Source organism: Enterobacter sp. KB-221C9, assembly GCF_041320715.1.
GTDB lineage: Bacteria > Pseudomonadota > Gammaproteobacteria > Enterobacterales > Enterobacteriaceae > Enterobacter > Enterobacter asburiae_D.
The window spans coordinates 78,940-97,798 of record NZ_JBGIWG010000010.1; the positions used below are offsets into that span (position 1 = coordinate 78,940).

Sequence of the window (18,859 nt, forward strand, 5' to 3'; positions counted from 1 at the left end):
AACATGCGTAAATCATATTCACTTGAATTATCATTTGCGGCAGACGTAGAATCCCTAGCCCGCTAATTATTCAACTCTTTCTAAGGTAACCGACGTTATGCGCCTGCCCGAACGCGACCCTTATGCTCCTCGCGAGTGGCAGCCACATGAGAAACCCGCCCTGCTGGGTTCGCCTTCCACACCCGAGCACACTACGCCAAAACGTATTGCCTACGGCGTCGTTGGCCTGCTGGTGTGCCTGACGGGAGCGCTGGGAAATGCGGTGGTGACCGCCAATCTGCAAAACCTGCAGGGGACCTTCGGGGCCTGGTCGACCGAAATCGCCTGGCTGCCCGCGGTCTACGTCATGACCAACATCTCTATCAACCTGCTGCTGGTCAAGTTCCGCCAGCAGTACGGTCTGCGCGCCTTCACGGAAGGTTTTCTGGTGCTGTACGTGCTGGTGACCTTTTTCCACCTGTTCGTTAACGATCTCAGCTCGGCGCTGATGGTTCGCGCCGCGCACGGGATGGTGGCCGCCGCGCTCAGCTCGCTGGGGATTTACTATCAGATCCAGGCCTGGCCTGCAAAGCATCGCCTGAAGGCGCTCACCATCGGGATTACCGGGTCGTCGCTCGCTATCCCTCTGGCCCGCCTGTTTTCAACCGAACTGCTGCAGCTGGACGAGTGGCGCGGGCTCTATTTCTTTGAACTGGGGCTGGCGCTAATCTCCCTGGCCTGCGTAATAGCCTTAAAACTGCCGCCGGGCGACAGGCGCAAGGTCTTTGAGAAAAAAGACTTCATCACCTTCTTTTTAATGGCCCCGGGAATGGCCCTGCTCTGCGCCGTGCTCTCCCTGGGCCGTCTTGACTGGTGGTTCGAGGCGCCGTGGATCGGCTGGTCGCTGGCGCTATCGCTGGTGCTGATTGTGGCTGCCATCGTCTTTGAACATAACCGCGCCAACCCGCTGCTGAACACCCGCTGGCTGTCGAGCGGCAGCATCGTCCGTCTGGGGCTGATCATGTTGCTGATCCGTATCGTGCTGGCAGAGCAAAACACCGGCGTCATCGGCTGGCTGCAGTACGTGGGATTACAGAACGAGCAGATGACCCACCTGGCGTGGTCCATTTTCGCCGGGATAGTCTGCGGGATCGTCACCAGCTGTCTCACCATCAAGCCGACGAAACTGGCGTGGCCCATCATCACCTCTCTGGCGCTGATGATTGTTGCCTCGCTGCTGGACAGCCAGTCCAACAACCTGACCCGGCCGGATCAGCTGATGCTAAGCCAGTTTCTGCTGGGCTTCGGCAGCGCCTTCTTCCTGGCACCCGCCATGCTGGCCGCCATTGGCGGGGTGATCGCCGATCCGCGCAACCTGGTCAGCTTCTCGGTGATGTTTGGCATGAGCCAGAACCTCGGCGGCCTGCTGGGCTCCGCGATCCTCGGGACCTTCCAGACCTGGCGCGAGAAGTACCACTCCAGCCTGCTGGCGGACCAGCTCACCACGCTCAATCCGCTGGTCAACGAGCGTATCCAGATTTACACCCAGATGTACCAAAGCCTGATTGGCGACAGTTCGCTGCTGGGGACGCAGGCGATAACGCAGCTGCAAACGGCGACCTCGCTGGAGGCGAATATTCTGGCTTACAACGATACTTATCTGCTGACGGCGAGCATCGCTGCCGCCACGCTGGTCTGGATTTTATGGCGCTTGCTGCGCCTGCGCATCACTGCCCGTATGGCGCTTAAGAACGCCACCGGCAATAAATAATTGAAATAGTTCTGGAGAGTTTATGAGTCAGCAGGATGCCGCCAAAGAGCAGGCCAACACCCGCAAAAATGTGCGCATTGTTTCCGTTTTCACCGCCGCGGCAATCGGTATTGTCGGCGTACTGGTGATCCTTTATGCGTGGCAGCTTCCGCCGTTCACCCGCCACGCGCAGTTTACCGACAACGCCTACGTGCGCGGTCAGACGACGTTTATCAGCCCCCAGGTGAATGGCTATATCACCGAGGTGAAGGTTCAGGACTTTGTGCAGGTTAAAAAAGGCGACCTGCTGCTGCAGATTGATGACCGCATCTATCGTCAGCGCGTGCATCAGGCCGAGGCGCAGCTGGCGATGAAAATTGCCGCGCTCAATAACAACCTGCAGCAGCGTAAAAGCGCCGAAGCGACGATCGCCAAAAACGACGCGGCGCTGAAAAATGCCCGCGCCCAGAGCCTGAAAACGCAGGCGGATTTAAAACGGGTGAAGGATCTGACGGCGGACGGTTCCCTTTCCGTCCGCGAGCGCGACGCCGCGCTGGCCAGCGCCGCCCAGGGCAGCGCCGATATCGACCAGGCCAAAGCCACGCTTGAGATGTCGCGTCAGGATCTGCAGACGGTGATTGTCAATCGCGGTGCGCTGGAGGCGGATGTCGAAAACGCGAAAGCGGCGCTGGAGCTGGCGCAGATTGACCTGCAAAACACCCGCATTCTCGCCCCGCGCGACGGTCAGCTCGGCCAGATTGCCGTGCGTCTCGGGGCGTATGTGACCGCCGGGACCCATCTCACCACCCTTGTGCCGCCTCAGCACTGGGTCATTGCCAATATTAAAGAGACCCAGCTTGCGGAGCTGCGCATCGGTCAGCCTGTCAAATTCACCGTTGATGCCCTGAACGACAAAGCGTATCTGGGCCGCGTGGAGAGTATTTCGCCGGCAACCGGGGTTGAATTCAGCGCCATCACGCCGGACAACGCCACCGGCAACTTTGTCAAAATCGCCCAGCGTATTCCGGTGCGCATCGAGGTGCTTGGCGAGCCAGAGGCGATCGCGCTGCTGCGTCCGGGCATGTCGGTGCAGGTGACCATTGATACGCGGGAGGCGAAGCCATGATCCTTCGCCCGATAGCGGGTCTGGTGCTGGCGGTGATGCTCGCCGGATGCCAGTCCGTCGACGTAAAACCGGCGCAGCCGACGCTGCAAATCCCCACCCAGTGGCGTGCTGACGCCGGTCCTGCCAGTCCGGCGGAGCAGCTCTGGTGGCGCAATTTCCATGACAACAACCTCAACCGCTATGTGGATCGGGCGCTTAAGAACAACAGCGACGTGCTGATCGCCCGCGAGCGGATTAACGAGTATCAGGCGCGGGTCTTTGCTGCCGACGGCAGCCTGTTTCCTTCGCTTGACGCGGGCGTAACGGGGACGCGCGCCCGTTCGCAATCCGCCGCGACCGGGCTGCCGGTCTACGGCACGCTGTACAGAGGTAGCCTGACGGCGAGCTATGACGTAGATATCTGGGGCGTCAACCGCAGCACGGCCAGTGCAGCCGAAGCCTCGCTGGAGGCGCAAAAAGCCGCCGCTGCCGCCGCGGATTTGACCGTCGCGTCTTCCGTTGCCTCCGGGTATGTCACCCTGCTCTCGCTTGACGAACAGCTGCGCGTGACCGAATCCACGCTGAAATCGCGCGAAGAGGCATTTAACCTCGCGAAACGTCAGTTTGAGACGGGCTACAGCTCGCGTCTGGAGCTGATGCAGTCGGATTCCGAGCTGCGCTCAACGCGGGCGCAGGTTCCCGTGCTGCAGCATCAGATCGCACAGCAGGAGAACGCCCTGAGCCTGCTGCTGGGAAGCAATCCCGGCGCGGTGGCGCGCAGTGAAAGCTATGAGACGCTGACGCCGCTGAAGCTGCCCTCACAGCTGCCTTCCACGCTCCTGAACCGTCGACCGGATATTGTTCAGGCCGAACGACAGCTGGTTGCGGCAGACGCCTCGCTTGCCGCCTCGCGCGCCAGCCTGCTGCCGTCGATCAACCTGACCGCAACCGGATCGGTCCAGGATCGTACCCTTTCAGGCCTGCTGGACAACCCGCTTCAGCTCTGGAGCGTCGGGGGGAGTATTCTCGCCCCGCTGCTGAACCGCCAGGCGCTGAATGCGCAGGTAGACATTTCCCAGTCCCAACGTAACCAGGCGCTGTACGCCTATGAAAAAACCGTGCGTAACGCGTTTGCCGAAGTGAACAACAGCCTTGATGCGATTACGCGCTATCAGGAACAGCTGACGGAGCTGCTTGCCCAGCAGGATGTGGCGCAGGAGACGCTGCGCATTGCGCAGAATCGCTATCGCAACGGTTATTCATCCTATCTGGACGTGCTGGACGCGCAGCGCACGCTGTTCTCGGTTCAGACAAGCGTCGTGCAGGCTAAAAATAACCTACTGCTGGCGCAGGTGGATCTCTACAGGGCGCTGGGCGGCGGCTGGGTCAGTGCCTGAAAACCTGCCCGGTGGCGCTGCGCTTACCGGGCCTACATTTCGCATCCGGCAATCCCACAAGGAGTCAATCTATGCAACAACAATGGTCTGCAGTAGATAATTACATGATTTCTTCGCTTATCCCTGACGATGACGTGCTGAGTCAGGTACTGGAAAACAACAAGCGCGCCGGGCTACCCGAGCACGACGTAGCGGCCAATCAGGGGCAGCTGCTGGCGCTGTTCGTGCGCATGACGCAGGCAAGACGCATTCTTGAAATCGGTACGCTGGGTGCCTATAGCTCAATCTGGATGGCGCGCGCCCTGCCGCCGGACGGAAAGCTGGTTACGCTCGAGGCTGATCCGACGCATGCCGATGTTGCCCGCCAGAATATTCGCCTCGCGGGGCTGAACGATCGTATTGAATTAATTGAAGGCCCGGCGCTGAACTCGCTGGAGAATTTCGGTGACGTTCCGCCGTTCGACCTGATCTTTATCGATGCCGATAAGCCAAAAAATCCCGGCTATCTGGAGTGGGCGCTGCACTACTCCCGTCCCGGCACGGTGATTATTGGCGATAACGTGGTGCGCGACGGCGAGGTCATTAACGGGCAAAGTGACGACGCGCGCGTGCTGGGCGTGCGGCGTTTTATCGAGATGATTGGGGATAACCCGCGCCTAACCGCCACCGCGCTGCAAACGGTGGGGGTTAAGGGATGGGATGGGTTTACGCTGGCAATTGTAGAACGATAACCAGCCGGGTGGCGGCTACGCCTTACCCGGCCTACATATTCTCCCGTAGGCCCGGTAAGCGCAGCGCCACCGGGCAAAGGTTTTAACCGGAAATCTGCTCCATCGCCTGCAGAATACGCTTATCCGAAATCGGATACGGCGTACCGAGCTGCTGGGCAAAGAAGCTGACGCGCAGCTCCTCGATCATCCAGCGGATCGCCTGCACGTCTTCATCGTCGCGGCGCGCTGGCGGCAGCTTGTTGAGCCACTGCTGCCACGCCTGCTGCACGCTTTCCACTTTCAGCATCTGCGCGCGATCGCGGTGTGGGTCGATAGCCATTTTTTCCAGACGTTTTTCGATTGCCTGCAGGTAGCGCAGCGTATCGCCCAGACGCTTAAAGCCGTTGCCGGTGACAAAGCCGCGATAGACCAGCCCCGCCATCTGCGCCTTCACGTCCGACAGCCCCAGCGCCATGGTCATATCCACGCGCCCCTTCAGGCGCTTGTTGATATTGAACACGGCGGTGAGGATCTGCTCGACCTGTTTGGCAATCTCCACCACGGTGTCGTTCAGCTCCGCGCGCACCTTTTCATGAAGCTGGGCAAAGCCCTCTTCCGTCCAGACCGGACCGCCCGCCTCGTGTATCAGCTTGTCCACGCCGCAGGAGATACAGTCGTCGATCAGATCCAGCACCTTGCCGTACGGGTTAAAGTACAGCCCCAGCTTGGCTTTGTTCGGCAGCTTCTCGTGCAGATACTTAATCGGCGACGGGATGTTGAGCAGCAGCAGGCGACGCAGCCCGCGCCACATCATCTGCTGCTGTTCCAACGGGTTATCGAACAGTTTGATCGCCACGCTGTCGCGCTCGTCCACCAGCGCAGGCCAGGCTTTGACCTTATAGTTACCGCGCTTCTGTTCGTAGCTTTCCGGAAGCTGACCAAAGCTCCAGATATGCAGCCCGCTCTGCTCAATACCGTCGTCCGCCACCGCAGAAAGCGTCTCCTGAACTTTCCCTTTCAGCGCTTCTTTCAGCTCGCTCAGCGAACGCCCTTCCAGCAGCTTTTTGTTTTTATCATCCACCACGCGGAAGCTGATTTTCAGGTGATCGGGCACCTGATCCCAGTTCCAGTCATCGCGGTCGATGGTGGTGCCGGTCATGCGTCGGAATTCACGCTCCAGCGCGTCCAGCAGCGGCAGCTCCAGCGGCGTGACGCGGCCTAAAAAGGCTTCCGCATAGTTTGGCGCAGGCACAAAGTTACGGCGCACCGGTTTCGGCAGGGATTTGATCAGCGCAATCACCAGCTCGCGGCGCAGGCCGGGGATCTGCCACTCGAACCCGCCCTCATCGACCTGGTTTAACAGCGGCAGCGGAATATGAACGGTCACGCCATCCGCGTCGGCACCCGGTTCAAACTGATACGTCAGACGCAGCTTGAGGTTGCCCTGATGCCAGAAGTTCGGGTAGTCGAGCTTGCTGACCGACTCCGCCCCTTCCTTAATCAGCATGCTCTTTTCGAAGTTGAGCAGGTCCGGCGTCTCTTTGCTGGCCTTTTTCCACCAGCTGTCGAAGTGGCGGGCAGAGATAACATCGTGGCTGATGCGCTGGTCGTAAAACTCAAACAGCGCCTCGTCGTCCACCAGAATGTCGCGGCGGCGGGACTTGTGCTCAAGCTCCTCCACTTCGGCGCGCAGCTTCAGGTTTTCACGGAAGAACGCATGGCGCGTCTGCCAGTCCCCCTCCACCAGCGCGTGGCGGATAAACAGCTCGCGGCTGAGCGCAGGGTCAATCTGGCTGTAGTTGACCTTCCGCGCGGCGACCACCGGCAGGCCGTAAACGGTCACCTTCTCGGTCGCCATTACCGCGCCCTGCGCGCGCTCCCAGTGCGGCTCGCTGTATGAGCGTTTCAGCAGGTGCTGAGCCACCGGCTCCACCCATTCCGGATCGATACGCGCGGCAATGCGCCCCCACAGGCGGCTGGTTTCCACCAGCTCCGCGACCATGGTCCATTTCGGCGGCTTCTTGAACAGGCCGGAGCCGGGGAAGATGGAGAAACGGGCGTTGCGCGCGCCGGTGTACTCCTGCTTTTCGGCGTCCTTCATCCCAATGTGGGACAGCAGGCCGGTCAGCAGCGCGATATGCACTTCGCGGTACTCCGCCGGTTCGCTGTTAACCGGAATGCCCAGCTCTTTCACCACCTGGCGCAGCTGGGTGTAGATATCCTGCCACTCGCGCACGCGCAGGTAGTTGAGGAAATCCACGCGGCACTGGCGGCGGAACTGGTTCGAGGAGAGCGCTTTCTGCTGCTCGCCGAGATAGTTCCACAGGTTTACGAAGGCGAGGAAATCGGACTCCTTGTCGTGGAAGCGACGGTGCTTTTCGTCAGACGCCTGCTGTTTGTCCATCGGACGCTCGCGCGGGTCCTGAATGGAGAGCGCCGAGGTAATGATCATCGCCTCGCGCACGCAGCCATGCTTTTGCGCTTCCAGCACCATACGGGCCAGACGCGGATCCACCGGCAGCTGGCTGAGCTGGCGGCCCAGCGGCGTCAGCTTGTAGACCGTGGCCTGCTCGTCGGTGGTAATCGCGCCGAGCTCTTCCAGCAGACGTACGCCGTCCTGAATGTTGCGTTTGTCCGGCGCTTCGACGAACGGGAACGCCGCGATGTCGCCCAGCCCCAGGGCGGTCATCTGCAGGATAACGGACGCCAGGTTGGTGCGCAGAATTTCCGGGTCGGTAAATTCCGGGCGCGACAGGAAATCATCTTCGGAATAGAGACGAATACAGATCCCTTCCGACACGCGGCCGCAGCGGCCTTTACGCTGGTTAGCGGATGCCTGGGAGACTGGCTCAATCGGCAGCCGCTGGACCTTGGTGCGGTAGCTGTAGCGGCTGATGCGCGCCGTGCCCGGGTCGATAACGTATTTAATCCCCGGTACGGTCAGCGAAGTTTCCGCCACGTTGGTCGCCAGCACGATGCGACGCCCGCCGTGCGGCTGGAAGACGCGGTTTTGCTCGCTGTTTGACAGGCGCGCGTAAAGCGGCAGGATTTCGGTGTGGCGCAGGTCGCGCTTGCTGAGCGCGTCGGCGGTATCGCGGATTTCGCGCTCGCCGCTCATGAAGATCAGAATGTCGCCCGCGCTTTCGTTGCCCAGCTCGTCAACGGCATCGAAGATGGCCTGAAGCTGGTCGCGCTCGGTATCATCCGCCTCTTCCACAATCGGGCGATAGCGCACTTCAACCGGATACGTGCGCCCTGACACCTCGATAATCGGCGCATTGTTGAAATGCTTCGAGAAGCGTTCCGGGTCGATGGTCGCGGAGGTGATGATGATTTTCAGATCCGGGCGACGCGGCAGCAGCTCTTTCAGGTAGCCGAGCAGGAAGTCGATGTTCAGGCTACGCTCGTGCGCTTCGTCAATGATGATGGTGTCGTACTGCATCAGCAGGCGATCCTGCTGGATTTCCGCCAGCAGAATACCGTCGGTCATCAGCTTGACCATGGTGTTATCGCTAACGTGGTCGCTAAATCGCACCTTGTAACCAATGCAGCCGCCCGGCTCCGTTTGCAGCTCTTCGGCAATACGGTTCGCCACGGTACGTGCCGCCAGTCGACGCGGCTGGGTGTGGCCAATCAGCCCTTTTAACCCGCGCCCCAGCTCCATACAGATTTTCGGCAGCTGGGTGGTTTTCCCCGAACCGGTTTCACCCGCGACAATCACCACCTGGTGGTCGCGTACGGCCTCGAGGATGTCCTGTTTTTTCTGGCTGACGGGCAGGTTTTCCGGGTAGGTAATCGCCGGACGCGCGGCTTCACGCAGCACAACTTTCCCTGCCGCCTGTTCAATCTCTTTCGCCATCTCCTGGTAAATGGCCTGTTGTGCATCAGGATTTTTAACCTTCTTCACGCCGTGAAGACGGCGGGCAAAGCGCTGTTTATCGCGCAGCATCAGAGAATCAAGCTGTTGCAGGAGCATCGGGAAGGTTAATTTTTGTTGTTCTGTCATAGCGTTAAAGGGCAGTACACGCCCTGATAAACTCTCTTTTTAATGATTGCTATAGAGTACCACATTGACGCCTTTAGCGCCTTATTCAAAAAATTCGAACATAGGCTTCGATATATTGCGCTATCTCTGTGGCAGGATTGTGAATAGAGTGTCAACAAGCAACGGGGCAACCCCCTTCAATCAAATGCAACAACAGGAATCACCCATGAGCAAAGTATTAGTTTTGAAATCCAGTATTCTGGCAGGGTACTCTCAGTCTGGTCAGCTGTCTGATTACTTCGTTGAACAGTGGCGTGAACAGCATTCTGCTGACGAAATCACCGTGCGTGACCTGGCTGCAAACCCAATTCCTGTGCTGGATGGCGAGCTGGTTGGCGCGCTGCGCCCAAGCGATGCACCGCTGAGCCCGCGTCAGCAGGAAGCGCTGGCCCTGTCCGACGAGCTGATTGCTGAGCTGCAGGCGCACGACGTTATCGTCATCAACGCCCCAATGTACAACTTCAACATCCCTACCCAGCTGAAGAACTACTTCGACCTGGTGGCTCGCGCTGGCGTAACCTTCCGTTACACCGAGAACGGCCCTGAAGGTCTGGTAAAAGGCAAGCGTGCGGTTGTACTGACCAGCCGCGGCGGTATCCATAAAGATACCCCAACCGACCTGGTTGCGCCGTACCTGAGCCTGTTCCTGGGCTTCATCGGCATCACTGACGTGAACTTCGTGTTCGCTGAAGGCATCGCTTACGGTCCGGAAGTGGCGACCAAAGCGCAGACCGATGCGAAAGCCGCGATCGACAGCCTGGTCGCAGCATAAGATTTCGCCCTCTCACCGCCCGGTGGGAGGGTTTTTCTTTTCCCCCGCATTTCGTTATCATCCGCTCCCACTCTCCAGCCGGGCGGCCTGATGTCTGCGATTATTGATTCTTTTATTGCCCCACCGTGTCACGACGACATTGAGATCCTCTGGCAGGATGAACATCTGCTGCTAATCAATAAGCCTTCCGGCCTGCTCAGCCTCTCGGGCAAAAATCCGCAAAACCTCGATTCTGTCCATTATCGTCTGGTCCAGACGTTCCCCGGCTGCACGCTGGTACATCGTCTGGATTTCGGCACGTCCGGGCTGATGGTGGTTGCACTCAATAAGGCCATCAACGCCGCGCTGTGCCAGCAGTTCAGCCAGCGCAGCGTGGAGAAAGGCTACAGCGCCCTGCTTTGCGGACATCTGGAAAACGATGAGGGAGTGATAGACGCGCCGATTGCTAAAGATCCGGCGCTGTTCCCGCTGATGTCGATCTGCGCCATCAGCGGAAAACCCGCCCGCTCCCGCTATCGGGTGGTGGAACGGTTTTATCAGGGGACGGGAGTGCCGTTAACGCGGGTGAAACTGACACCGGAGACCGGGCGAACCCATCAGCTGCGTATTCACTGCCAGCAGCTGGGGCACCCGATTCTGGGCTGCGATCTGTATGGCGGTCTTGACGCGCCGGGGGCTGAGGAAACGCCCCGGCTCATGCTGCATGCCAGCGAGTTGAATTTTATTCATCCCGTGAGCGGAGAGCCGGTTAACGCCCGTCACGCCGCCCCGTTCTGAATGCGGTTTACCACATCAAATCGTCAGGAATTTTGAAGTCCGCGTACGGATCGTCTTCGTCCTGCTCTTCCTGGCTGAGCGCGCTGTTTAACACGATGCTCTCGGCATCGCGCTGGGCAATTTTATCGGCCACTACCGCCGGAATAATTGCGTATTCACAGTCGCCGCTGGCGTTAATGACCAGACGGGCAATCGCCAGACGGCCGTTGATCAGCTGAGCCTGGGTTTGCTTATCGACCTCGATTTTTTTGATGAGATTACCGTCGGTGAAGTTAAAGGTGATGTTGCCTCTCGCCACGGTGATGCGGTTCATCTCAATCAGCTGCTTCACCTGTGCCTTAAACTCTTTCGCCAGCACGGCCTGCTTCTGCTGCTCGCTCAGCTGCTTGTCGCGCTCGATCTGCGCCTTTTTGTTCTCTTCTACCGCTTCCCGAGCCTCGCGCGCCTGAACGCGTGATTTCTTTGCCGTGCGCTGCACTTTCGCCGCTTTCTTGCTGCTGACTAAGCCCGCTTTCAGCATCTGCTCTTGTAAGGTGAGTTTTGTCATGATCGTTTCTAAACCGGTTGGAAATTTTGGGGATTATAGCGGGAATTGAACGGAAATAAAAAATCCCTCTCCCCTGCAGCCGGTTAACGACGAGGGCAAAGTGCATATCACAGACATATTGCGAGCTTCGCCCGGCGGCGCTGCGCTTGCACGGGCCTACAAACGACGCTGAACCGTAGGCCGGGTAAGCGCAGCGCCACCCGGCATGAAGGCAGCGACACCTCGAGCATTACACTTCATGAACTTCGCTCATGTTGCATTGAAATTAAGTCACTTCCCCTGCGCCGCGGGCTCAGGCATAAATTATGCATCAGTAACTTCTTAGCAACATGAACTTAGGATGCATAACCACAATGAGCAAAGCTTTCACATATACCCTTAAGCGCAGTTGCTTCGATGAGAATTACAACCCGTCAGAAAATACGCGTACGACCACCAACTTTGCCAACCTGGCGCGCGGTGAAAAACGTCAGGAAAACCTGCGCAATACGCTGGTGATGATCAACAACCGCTTTAACGCCATAGCGCGCTGGGATAACCCAAACGCCGATCGCTACGCGGTTGAGCTTGAAATCATCTCTGTCGATTTGAACATTGGCGCGGAAAAACCGTTCCCGGCCATTGAGATATTGCAAACGTATATTGTCGACAAAAAAAATAACCTGCGTATCCCTGGCATCGTCGGGAATAACTTCTCTTCTTACGTGCGGGATTATGATTTCAGCGTGCTGCTGCTGGAACACAACAAGAACCAGCAACACTTCAGCATTCCGGAAAAGTTTGGCGAACTGCACGGCAATATTTTCCGCCACTTTGTGAATTCGCCGGAATACAAAGAGAACTTCAGAAAGGGACCGGTGATCTGCCTGAGCGTCTCCAGCAAAGACACCTACCGCCGCACCGGTAACCAGCACCCCGTGCTGGGCATTGAGTATCAGCCGGATGGCGAGTCGCTAACGGAACAGTACTTCGCGAAGATGGGCCTGCAGGTTCGCTATTTCATGCCGGAAAACAGCGTGGCGCCTTTCGCATTCTTCTTTACCGGGGATTTGCTGAGTGATTACACCGATCTGGAACTGATTGCCACCATCAGCACGATGGAGACGTTCCAGAAAATCTATCGCCCGGAAATTTATAACGCAAACTCGGCGGCGGGACTGTGCTACCGACCGGATCTGAACCAGCAGGATCACTCCTTAACCAAAATTGTTTATGACCGGGAAGAGCGAAGCCAGCTGGCGGTTGAACAGGGCCGCTTTACCGAAGCGTACTTCATTAAGCCTTACCAACATATTCTTGAGCAGTGGTCTGATAACTACGCGCTTTAATTCATTAAAAAAGGTCTTTTATTATGAAAACATTGCTCCCGACGTCTACGGCTGGCAGCCTCCCTAAGCCAACCTGGCTGGCACAACCTGAAACGCTGTGGTCTCCGTGGAAACTCCAGGATGATGAATTACTGGCGGGTAAACAGGATGCGCTGCGCCTGTCTCTGGATGAGCAGATCCGCGCGGGAATCGATATTGTCAGCGACGGTGAACAGACCCGCCAGCACTTCGTTACCACCTTTATTGAACACCTGAGCGGCGTGGATTTTGAAAATCGCCAGACGGTGCGCATTCGTAACCGCTATGACGCCAGCGTGCCGACCGTGGTTTCAGCCGTTGCGCGTCAGAAACCGGTATTCGTGGACGATGCGAAGTACCTGCGCCAGCTCACGGACAAGCCAATCAAATGGGCCCTGCCCGGGCCGATGACCATGATCGACACCCTTTACGACGCGCACTATAAAAGCCGCGAAAAGCTGGCCTGGGAATTCGCCAAAATCCTCAATCAGGAAGCGCGTGAGTTAGAGGCCGCAGGCGTCGATATTATCCAGTTTGATGAACCGGCATTTAACGTCTTTTTTGACGAGGTGAACGACTGGGGGATCGCCGCGCTGGAACGCGCCGTTGAAGGGCTGAAGTGCGAAACCGCAGTACACATCTGCTACGGCTATGGCATCAAGGCCAATACGGACTGGAAAAAGACGCTCGGCTCAGAGTGGCGACAGTATGAAGAGGCTTTCCCTAAGCTGCAGACGTCTAACATCGACATCATCTCCCTGGAATGCCACAACTCCCGCGTGCCGATGGATCTGCTGGAGCTGATCCGCGGCAAGAAAGTGATGGTCGGTGCGATTGACGTGGCAACCAACACCGTTGAAACGCCGGAGGAAGTCGCCGATACGCTGCGTAAAGCGCTGCAGTTTGTCGATGCGGACAAGCTTTACCCGTCAACCAACTGCGGCATGGCTCCGCTTTCGCGTCAGGTTGCTAACGGTAAGCTGAAGGCGCTCAGCGCGGGCGCAGAGATTATCCGCAAGGAGCTCGGCGCGTAATCTCTTACGTTTGCCAGTACGGCGGCGTACCAAAGTGCTCGACGTAATAATCAATCACCGCCCTGACGTTCAGGGGCGGATGTCGGGCATCAGGATAGATCGCCGCAATAGCCTGCTGTTCCGTATTGATGGCGCACTCCAGCGAAGGAAGGAGCGGAATCAGCTCGCCGCGCTGGAGCTGCTCGCTCACCAGCCAGTCCGGGAACAGCACGATCCCCATCCCCCCCAGCGCCGCAGCCAGTAACGCCTCCGCATTATTGGAGGTCATCAATGGCGTAACGGGGTAGTGTATCCACGCCTCGCCCTTCCTGCGAAACAGCCAGCGGTTAGGCCCTGACGATCCGCGATAGACCAGCGTGCGATGGCGGTTCAGGTCGTACGGCACGTCAGGCATACCGTTCTTACGCACGTAGCCTGGCGACGCGGCCAGATGATAAACCTGCTGCCCGAACACCCGCGCATGAAACGAGGAGTCCGTCAGCACGCCAATCCGAAAGATCACGTCGGCGGCATCCCGATGGGGGTCGATAAAATCATCGGTCAGCGTCAGCTCTACGCTGAGGCGCGGATAGCGTTCCGACAGGCCGGGAAGGCCGGGCGCAATATGCTTCTGACCAAAAAACACCGGTCCGTTAATGCGGATCGCGCCGGAAGGCTCCACCGCACGCGCGTCCAGCTCCCGTCGCGCCTCTTCCAGATTTTCCGCCATCGACCGGGCATAGCGAATAAACAGATGACCGCTTTCCGTCGGGATGACGGCCCGCGTATTGCGGTAGAAAAGCTGTTGGCCGAGCGCATCCTCAAGCTGGTGGATCACGCGCGATATCTGCGAGGCCGATATCCCCTGCCGCCGCGCCACGACGGAGAAGTTCTGCGCTTCATACACGTCAATAAAGATCAGCAGCGCGCGGACGTTGATGTTGCTGGCGTCGACCATTAATGCATATCCTGCAAAGGTGTTTCCAGCATTATGGCATTTTTCTCACGAAGCTGCCGACGTAATCTTCTTCGCCTGAAAACGGAGGAAGCGTAATGCAGTTTGTGTTGATTTTACTGGTGATTGTCGGCGGGATGGGCCTCTCCGTCGAGGCGGGACTGCTGGGGCCGCTGGGCGGCGAAGTGGGTGACTTATGGGCAACGTTCAGCATCTTCGGCGTCGGCGCCGCGCTGACGTTTCTGCTGATGCTGTTTTTCAGCCCGCGTAACAGCCCGTCGTTTTTCGCACAGCCCGGCTGGCAGCTGCTCGGCGGCGTGCTTGGCCCAGTCTACGTGGTCATTTTGACCGTTGCGACCCCCGCTATCGGCATCGCGATGACCATGATTGGCATTCTGGCAGGTCAGGTGTTTAAAAGCCTGATCATCGATCACTTTGGTCTGCTGGGTACGCCGCACAGGAAGATAAACGCGAAACGCATCGTGGCGCTGGTTTTTATTATTGCCGCACTGGTTTTGGTGGCACAGGGGTAAACGTATGACACTGATTATGATTCTTCTGGCCGTGTGTGGCGGCGCAACGCTGAGCATACAGGCAGCAATTAACGGACAGCTCGGCAGCAGCGTGGGCGTTTTCAAGAGCGCGTTTCTGACGTTTTCCGTCGGCGCCCTGGTGACCGCCCTGCTCATTTTCTTCTTTGAGCCTAAGCAAGCGGTCACGCTGCTGGACGTGCCGAAATGGCAGCTCCTCGGGGCGATGTTCGGCGTGCCCTACATTGTGATCATGGTCGTGGCAGTGCAGCGCATCGGCACCGCCGTCGCCACGGTGGCGGTGATATTTGGCCAGCTCGCCATGAGTATGCTGATTGACAGCTTTGGCTGGCTGGGGAATGCGGCCATTCCGTTCTCGACGAGCCGTCTGGGGGCGGTGGTGTGCCTGGGGATTGCCCTGTACTTCATCTACTCCAGCAGCAAAACCAGCAGCGTCCGCGACTAAGCTGAGGTCTTACGGGTAAAGAACAGCGTTACCGTAGCGACGGTAACGCCCAGCTTCTTCATCTCGGTTTTGTTAAACAGATGGGTCTCATCCTGCAGGTACATCCAGTCGTCGAAGTTCAGTAGCCAGGTGCTGCCGTTGGCCGTCACGTTCATGCTGTAATGCCAGTTAAAGGCGTTGCCTGCGGCCTGTCCCGTGGCAACCCCTTCAATATCCCCTGCCGTTCCCTCGTAGCGATCGTTCCCCACGCGGCGAATATGCCAGACCCGCTGCTGCTTCTCGCCGTCGTCGTAAACAAAGTGTTCATTGAGCGTCAGCGTATCGCCGATAACGTCCCCGGCAATCTCAACGTGGAAACGGCGGATCTGCTTGCCGCTGCGATCCTGCACCATCCCCCACGCTTCGGTTTTGCCCTGGAAGTAGTGGAAGATATCCAGCCGCGGCTGCTGCTGGCGATACTCGGCCACCTCGGTACTACAGCCCGCCAGCAGCATCGTGAATGCCAGCGCCATCATCAGGATACGTTTCATTTTTGGCCTCCGATTAACTGCTGACGCAGCTCAGGATATTGCGTGCGGGGATCGAGCCAGATGGCCAGAAAACGGGTGCTGAACGCTTCCGACTGGCGTGGTCCGAGTGGAATAAAGGTTTTGCGGGTAGCCGACTCGCGGTACCAGAACTGCCCCTGCCTATCGTTGAGAACAAACGCCAGCTGTGAGCCCGGTCGAACATCCGGCCACAGGGACTGGAGCATCCGCAGCCAGGCTTCGCTTTGCGGTTCCTGGGCCAGGATCCCCTGCGCCTGCCACTGGTCGCGGGTCGCCTCAACCAGTTCATCGCGATCGATGTCGCGCGCGTAGGTAATAATCAGCGCCTGATCCTGGTCCCGGCTGTAACGGCCATCCGGGGTGCGCAGCTGGGAGGTATAGACGGTGAAAGGTCCCCAGGTGAGCGTGGCGTCACCCACCTTCCGCCAGGCAAGCCAGTCGGCAGCCTGGGTAACAGGCACAACCAGCGTCAGCCAAAGCAGCAAAACCGCAGATCTCATTTTTGTCTCCCCATCAGCAGGTGGAAAAACAGCATCAACACCAGCCAGCCCGGCGCCATCCAGCTCACGACGATAAAGGTTGGCTCCAGAAACGTAATGCCCCCTAGCCGCTCGCCAAACAGGTAAGCCACCGGCCCCCCCGCGGCGGCCAGCAGGGTCAACAGCCAGCCGGGTAGCGTGGTGGTGCGCGTCAGCTGCGTCCAGACCGTGGCGAACATCAGCCACAGTGCCACCATCCATAACGGCATCAGGGACTCGCCCGTAAAGGCAATCAGCCCGGTCAGGGCCCAGAGCGCGTCCAGCAGGCTGCCCGCCGCAGCCAGCCCAATGGCGTAAAAACGGTATGCAGGCGGCAAGAGCAAGCACGCCAGGATCGCCAGCGCGAGCCAGACAATCAGGCCCTGTTCGCGAAAGAGCACCACCAGCGCCCAGTAAAGATCGAACGCGACGGCCAGCAGAAAGACCTGAACGTAACGTCTCATACGCGCTCGGCGGTCAGCTGTACCACGCTGATGGTGCGAGCGTTAAACCCGGCTTCGCAGTAGCCGAAGTAGTACAGCCACATGCGGCGGAACCGTTCGTCGAAGCCGAGCTTTTCAATCTCCTGCCAGGCGTGGACAAAGCGCTGCCGCCAGTGGGCCAGCGTGCGGGCGTAGTCGGGGCCCATGTCAAACAGATTGCGCACCACGAAATCGGTGTGGCGCGTCATCAGCTCGTTCATCGCCGTAATGCTCGGCAAGAAGCCGCCGGGAAAAATGTAGCGCTGGATAAAATCGACGCTTTTGCTGTAGTCGCGATAGCGCTGGTCCTGAATAGTGATGGCCTGAATTGCCATCCGTCCTCCGGGACGCAGCCGCGCCTGGCAGGTGCGGAAAAACGTCGGCAGATAGCGTTGCCCGACGGCCTCAATCATCTCTATCGAGACCAGCTTGTCGTACTGTCCGGTGAGGTCGCGATAGTCGCAGAGCAGGACCTCAACGCGATCCTGCAACCCGGCGCGGGCGATCCGCTCGGTCGCCCAGATATATTGCTCCTGCGACAGCGTGGTGGTCGTTACCCGACAGCCATAATGACGGGCGGCGTATTCCGCCATCGCGCCCCAGCCGGTGCCAATTTCCAGCAGGTGGTCACCCGGGCTTAGCGCGAGCTGGTCGCACAGGCGCGCCATTTTGGCCTGCTGAGCCGCCGTCAGATCCTGCTCGTCTGCGGTAAACAGCGCGCTGGAATAGAGCAGCTCCTTATCCAGAAAATGGGCATAGAAGGTATTGCCCAGATCGTAATGGGCGGCAATATTTTCGCGCGCCTGCAGGCGGGAGTTACGCCGCGTCCAGTGGCGTATCCGCTCCAGCGGCCTGCCGAGCAGGCGGAACCCGTTTTCCAGACGACCGAGAACCTCGCCGTTGAGCGCCAGCAGCTCCAGAAGCGGCGTGAGGTGCGCGGTTTCCCATTCGCCGTCCATCCAGGCTTCTGCCGCAGCAAGGCTCCCGCCCGTTAAGACACGCCAGTAGACGCCGGGCGTAAGGATCTGCACGTCGGCATGCAGCGCGGAGGATGCTTCGCCAAAATGAAAGGTCTGTGCCCCTTCACGCAGCGTGAGCGAGCCGCCGCGGATGCCGCTTAACAGACGAAACAGCAGCCATCGCGCGATGCGGACGTTGCGCGGGATATCGGGTTCTAACGCAAAGACGGGATCGGTCATGAGCGTTCACTCCTGCTGACGGGGTGGTTATACAGCGGCACGCGCTTGAGCCACAGGCGCAGCGCCTGCCAGTAAATGGCAAAAAAGGTTTTCAGTGTCATGAGCGGGATGCGCAGCAACAGCGAGCGCATCGCGGGGCGCGTCAAAGGCTCCCGACGCAGCGCGAGCGTGGCGTCAAACACCTTCGCTTCCTGATGATTTTCAATGTGCATATGCAGCGTGTTGTCCGGGTCGTTAAAGCGCCAGTGGTAGATCATGTCCATCGGGTTGAAGGGGGAAACGTGAAACGCTTTTTCGGTAGGCTGCGCATCCTGTCCGTTGACGGCATAGTAATGACGTTCATTCCACGGCGTGTTGCGAACCTCCGCCAGCACCCAGCGCAGCGTTCCCTTCCCGTCGTAGCAGTAGTAAAAGTTGACCGGATTGAAATGAAAGCCGAAATAGCGCAGCTGCGTCAGGAGCATGACCCGCCCGTTCGGACGTTCTCCGGTCAGGCTCTCCAGCCTGCTCAGCACGTTCTCTTTGAGCGGCGTGCCGAGCGGATAGTCCGCGTCGTGGAACGAGGCGGCGGCAAAGCGATTGCGCCGCACGCCGACGGACGACAGCAGAGGCAGTTCATCCAGATCCAGCCAGGCCATAAAGACGCTGTAGCTGAATTCGTGGGTTTTCGGCTGGAGGCGGCGGTGGCGTAAGACGCCGTGATAGAGGCAGCTGTTCATC

At 58.7% G+C, this 18,859-nt stretch carries 18 protein-coding genes; 10 read left to right on the forward strand and 8 right to left on the reverse strand.

Annotated elements, in window-relative coordinates; translation table 11 throughout:
- Nucleotides 1–97 precede the first annotated feature (97 nt).
- The 4 genes from AB8846_RS15730 to AB8846_RS15745 all read left to right on the forward strand — a co-directional run bounded on the left by AB8846_RS15730 (nucleotide 98) and on the right by AB8846_RS15745 (nucleotide 4,962).
- Nucleotides 98–1,750 carry an MFS transporter gene (locus tag AB8846_RS15730; protein ID WP_370733103.1) on the forward strand — a complete coding sequence of 551 codons (1,653 nt, stop codon included), beginning with the start codon at nucleotides 98–100 and terminating at the stop codon, nucleotides 1,748–1,750.
- A 22-nt stretch (nucleotides 1,751–1,772) separates the two neighbouring features.
- Nucleotides 1,773–2,855, forward strand: a complete 1,083-nt coding sequence (locus AB8846_RS15735) for an HlyD family secretion protein (protein WP_370733104.1) — start codon at nucleotides 1,773–1,775, stop codon at nucleotides 2,853–2,855.
- Nucleotides 2,852–4,231 (forward strand): efflux transporter outer membrane subunit, encoded by a 1,380-nt coding sequence (locus AB8846_RS15740; RefSeq protein WP_370733105.1) that lies wholly within the window; start codon nucleotides 2,852–2,854, stop codon nucleotides 4,229–4,231. Before AB8846_RS15735 ends, AB8846_RS15740 begins: the two co-directional genes overlap by 4 nt.
- A gap of 71 nt (nucleotides 4,232–4,302) precedes the next feature.
- The gene (locus tag AB8846_RS15745) at nucleotides 4,303–4,962 is read left to right on the forward strand and encodes an O-methyltransferase (RefSeq protein ID WP_370733106.1); all 660 of its coding nucleotides are present in this window, start codon (nucleotides 4,303–4,305) and stop codon (nucleotides 4,960–4,962) included.
- Between the two features lie 82 nt (nucleotides 4,963–5,044).
- Here AB8846_RS15745 and hrpA read toward each other — a convergent pair whose 3' ends face one another.
- Entirely contained in the window at nucleotides 5,045–8,947 is a 3,903-nt protein-coding gene (hrpA, locus tag AB8846_RS15750) for an ATP-dependent RNA helicase HrpA (RefSeq protein WP_370733107.1), read from the reverse strand.
- Nucleotides 8,948–9,152: 205 nt separating this feature from the next.
- Here hrpA and azoR point away from each other — a divergent pair, with 205 nt between their 5' ends.
- Complete coding sequence (azoR, locus tag AB8846_RS15755; protein WP_080327161.1) at nucleotides 9,153–9,758, forward strand: FMN-dependent NADH-azoreductase; 606 nt, start codon at nucleotides 9,153–9,155, stop codon at nucleotides 9,756–9,758.
- A 90-nt stretch (nucleotides 9,759–9,848) separates the two neighbouring features.
- A complete protein-coding gene (locus AB8846_RS15760) occupies nucleotides 9,849–10,535 on the forward strand; it encodes an RluA family pseudouridine synthase (protein WP_370733108.1) in 687 nt (228 codons plus the stop codon).
- Between the two features lie 7 nt (nucleotides 10,536–10,542).
- Here AB8846_RS15760 and AB8846_RS15765 read toward each other — a convergent pair whose 3' ends face one another.
- Nucleotides 10,543–11,082, reverse strand: coding sequence for a DUF2058 domain-containing protein (locus AB8846_RS15765; protein WP_370733109.1), 540 nt, complete (start codon nucleotides 11,080–11,082; stop codon nucleotides 10,543–10,545).
- Between the two features lie 353 nt (nucleotides 11,083–11,435).
- On the opposite strand from AB8846_RS15765, the gene AB8846_RS15770 reads away from it, so the two are divergent.
- Together AB8846_RS15770 and AB8846_RS15775 are read left to right on the forward strand one after the other, a co-directional pair.
- On the forward strand, nucleotides 11,436–12,410 hold the full coding sequence (locus AB8846_RS15770; RefSeq protein ID WP_370733110.1) for a DUF1852 domain-containing protein: 975 nt from the start codon (nucleotides 11,436–11,438) through the stop codon (nucleotides 12,408–12,410).
- Nucleotides 12,411–12,433: 23 nt separating this feature from the next.
- Nucleotides 12,434–13,462, forward strand: coding sequence for a methionine synthase (locus AB8846_RS15775; RefSeq protein ID WP_063145725.1), 1,029 nt, complete (start codon nucleotides 12,434–12,436; stop codon nucleotides 13,460–13,462).
- Between the two features lie 4 nt (nucleotides 13,463–13,466).
- Here the strand turns inward: AB8846_RS15775 and AB8846_RS15780 are convergent, their stop codons facing one another.
- Nucleotides 13,467–14,399: a LysR substrate-binding domain-containing protein gene (locus tag AB8846_RS15780; RefSeq protein ID WP_370733111.1), complete on the reverse strand. Its 933-nt coding sequence runs from the start codon at nucleotides 14,397–14,399 to the stop codon at nucleotides 13,467–13,469.
- 95 nt (nucleotides 14,400–14,494) lie between these two features.
- Here AB8846_RS15780 and AB8846_RS15785 point away from each other — a divergent pair, with 95 nt between their 5' ends.
- Nucleotides 14,495–14,929: a DMT family transporter gene (locus AB8846_RS15785; protein WP_063145723.1), complete on the forward strand. Its 435-nt coding sequence runs from the start codon at nucleotides 14,495–14,497 to the stop codon at nucleotides 14,927–14,929.
- Nucleotides 14,930–14,933: 4 nt separating this feature from the next.
- Nucleotides 14,934–15,392 (forward strand): DMT family transporter, encoded by a 459-nt coding sequence (locus AB8846_RS15790; RefSeq protein WP_370733112.1) that lies wholly within the window; start codon nucleotides 14,934–14,936, stop codon nucleotides 15,390–15,392.
- Here AB8846_RS15790 and AB8846_RS15795 read toward each other — a convergent pair.
- From AB8846_RS15795 to AB8846_RS15815, 5 genes are read right to left on the reverse strand one after another with little or no spacing between them, the layout of a single operon-like run.
- A complete protein-coding gene (locus AB8846_RS15795; RefSeq protein ID WP_370733113.1) occupies nucleotides 15,389–15,922 on the reverse strand; it encodes a DUF3833 domain-containing protein in 534 nt (177 codons plus the stop codon). The two genes, AB8846_RS15790 and AB8846_RS15795, sit on opposite strands and share 4 nt — an antisense overlap.
- The gene (locus AB8846_RS15800) at nucleotides 15,919–16,440 is read right to left on the reverse strand and encodes a hypothetical protein (RefSeq protein WP_370733114.1); all 522 of its coding nucleotides are present in this window, start codon (nucleotides 16,438–16,440) and stop codon (nucleotides 15,919–15,921) included. The genes AB8846_RS15795 and AB8846_RS15800 overlap by 4 nt, the downstream gene beginning before the upstream one ends.
- Nucleotides 16,437–16,922 carry a DUF2878 domain-containing protein gene (locus tag AB8846_RS15805; protein ID WP_370733115.1) on the reverse strand — a complete coding sequence of 162 codons (486 nt, stop codon included), beginning with the start codon at nucleotides 16,920–16,922 and terminating at the stop codon, nucleotides 16,437–16,439. Before AB8846_RS15805 ends, AB8846_RS15800 begins: the two co-directional genes overlap by 4 nt.
- Nucleotides 16,919–18,139: a class I SAM-dependent methyltransferase gene (locus AB8846_RS15810; RefSeq protein ID WP_370733116.1), complete on the reverse strand. Its 1,221-nt coding sequence runs from the start codon at nucleotides 18,137–18,139 to the stop codon at nucleotides 16,919–16,921. Before AB8846_RS15810 ends, AB8846_RS15805 begins: the two co-directional genes overlap by 4 nt.
- A complete protein-coding gene (locus AB8846_RS15815; RefSeq protein ID WP_370733117.1) occupies nucleotides 18,136–18,858 on the reverse strand; it encodes a DUF1365 domain-containing protein in 723 nt (240 codons plus the stop codon). The genes AB8846_RS15810 and AB8846_RS15815 overlap by 4 nt, the downstream gene beginning before the upstream one ends.
- Nucleotide 18,859: the final 1 nt, after the last annotated feature.

Coding starts and splice junctions, on each gene's coding strand:
- AB8846_RS15730 (WP_370733103.1), top strand. CDS start 98: ATGCGCCTGCCCGAACGCGACCCTTATGCTCCTCGCGAGTGGCAGCCA.
- AB8846_RS15735 (WP_370733104.1), top strand. CDS start 1,773: ATGAGTCAGCAGGATGCCGCCAAAGAGCAGGCCAACACCCGCAAAAAT.
- AB8846_RS15740 (WP_370733105.1), top strand. CDS start 2,852: ATGATCCTTCGCCCGATAGCGGGTCTGGTGCTGGCGGTGATGCTCGCC.
- AB8846_RS15745 (WP_370733106.1), top strand. CDS start 4,303: ATGCAACAACAATGGTCTGCAGTAGATAATTACATGATTTCTTCGCTT.
- hrpA (WP_370733107.1), bottom strand. CDS start 8,947: ATGACAGAACAACAAAAATTAACCTTCCCGATGCTCCTGCAACAGCTT.
- azoR (WP_080327161.1), top strand. CDS start 9,153: ATGAGCAAAGTATTAGTTTTGAAATCCAGTATTCTGGCAGGGTACTCT.
- AB8846_RS15760 (WP_370733108.1), top strand. CDS start 9,849: ATGTCTGCGATTATTGATTCTTTTATTGCCCCACCGTGTCACGACGAC.
- AB8846_RS15765 (WP_370733109.1), bottom strand. CDS start 11,082: ATGACAAAACTCACCTTACAAGAGCAGATGCTGAAAGCGGGCTTAGTC.
- AB8846_RS15770 (WP_370733110.1), top strand. CDS start 11,436: ATGAGCAAAGCTTTCACATATACCCTTAAGCGCAGTTGCTTCGATGAG.
- AB8846_RS15775 (WP_063145725.1), top strand. CDS start 12,434: ATGAAAACATTGCTCCCGACGTCTACGGCTGGCAGCCTCCCTAAGCCA.
- AB8846_RS15780 (WP_370733111.1), bottom strand. CDS start 14,399: ATGGTCGACGCCAGCAACATCAACGTCCGCGCGCTGCTGATCTTTATT.
- AB8846_RS15785 (WP_063145723.1), top strand. CDS start 14,495: ATGCAGTTTGTGTTGATTTTACTGGTGATTGTCGGCGGGATGGGCCTC.
- AB8846_RS15790 (WP_370733112.1), top strand. CDS start 14,934: ATGACACTGATTATGATTCTTCTGGCCGTGTGTGGCGGCGCAACGCTG.
- AB8846_RS15795 (WP_370733113.1), bottom strand. CDS start 15,922: ATGAAACGTATCCTGATGATGGCGCTGGCATTCACGATGCTGCTGGCG.
- AB8846_RS15800 (WP_370733114.1), bottom strand. CDS start 16,440: ATGAGATCTGCGGTTTTGCTGCTTTGGCTGACGCTGGTTGTGCCTGTT.
- AB8846_RS15805 (WP_370733115.1), bottom strand. CDS start 16,922: ATGAGACGTTACGTTCAGGTCTTTCTGCTGGCCGTCGCGTTCGATCTT.
- AB8846_RS15810 (WP_370733116.1), bottom strand. CDS start 18,139: ATGACCGATCCCGTCTTTGCGTTAGAACCCGATATCCCGCGCAACGTC.
- AB8846_RS15815 (WP_370733117.1), bottom strand. CDS start 18,858: ATGAACAGCTGCCTCTATCACGGCGTCTTACGCCACCGCCGCCTCCAG.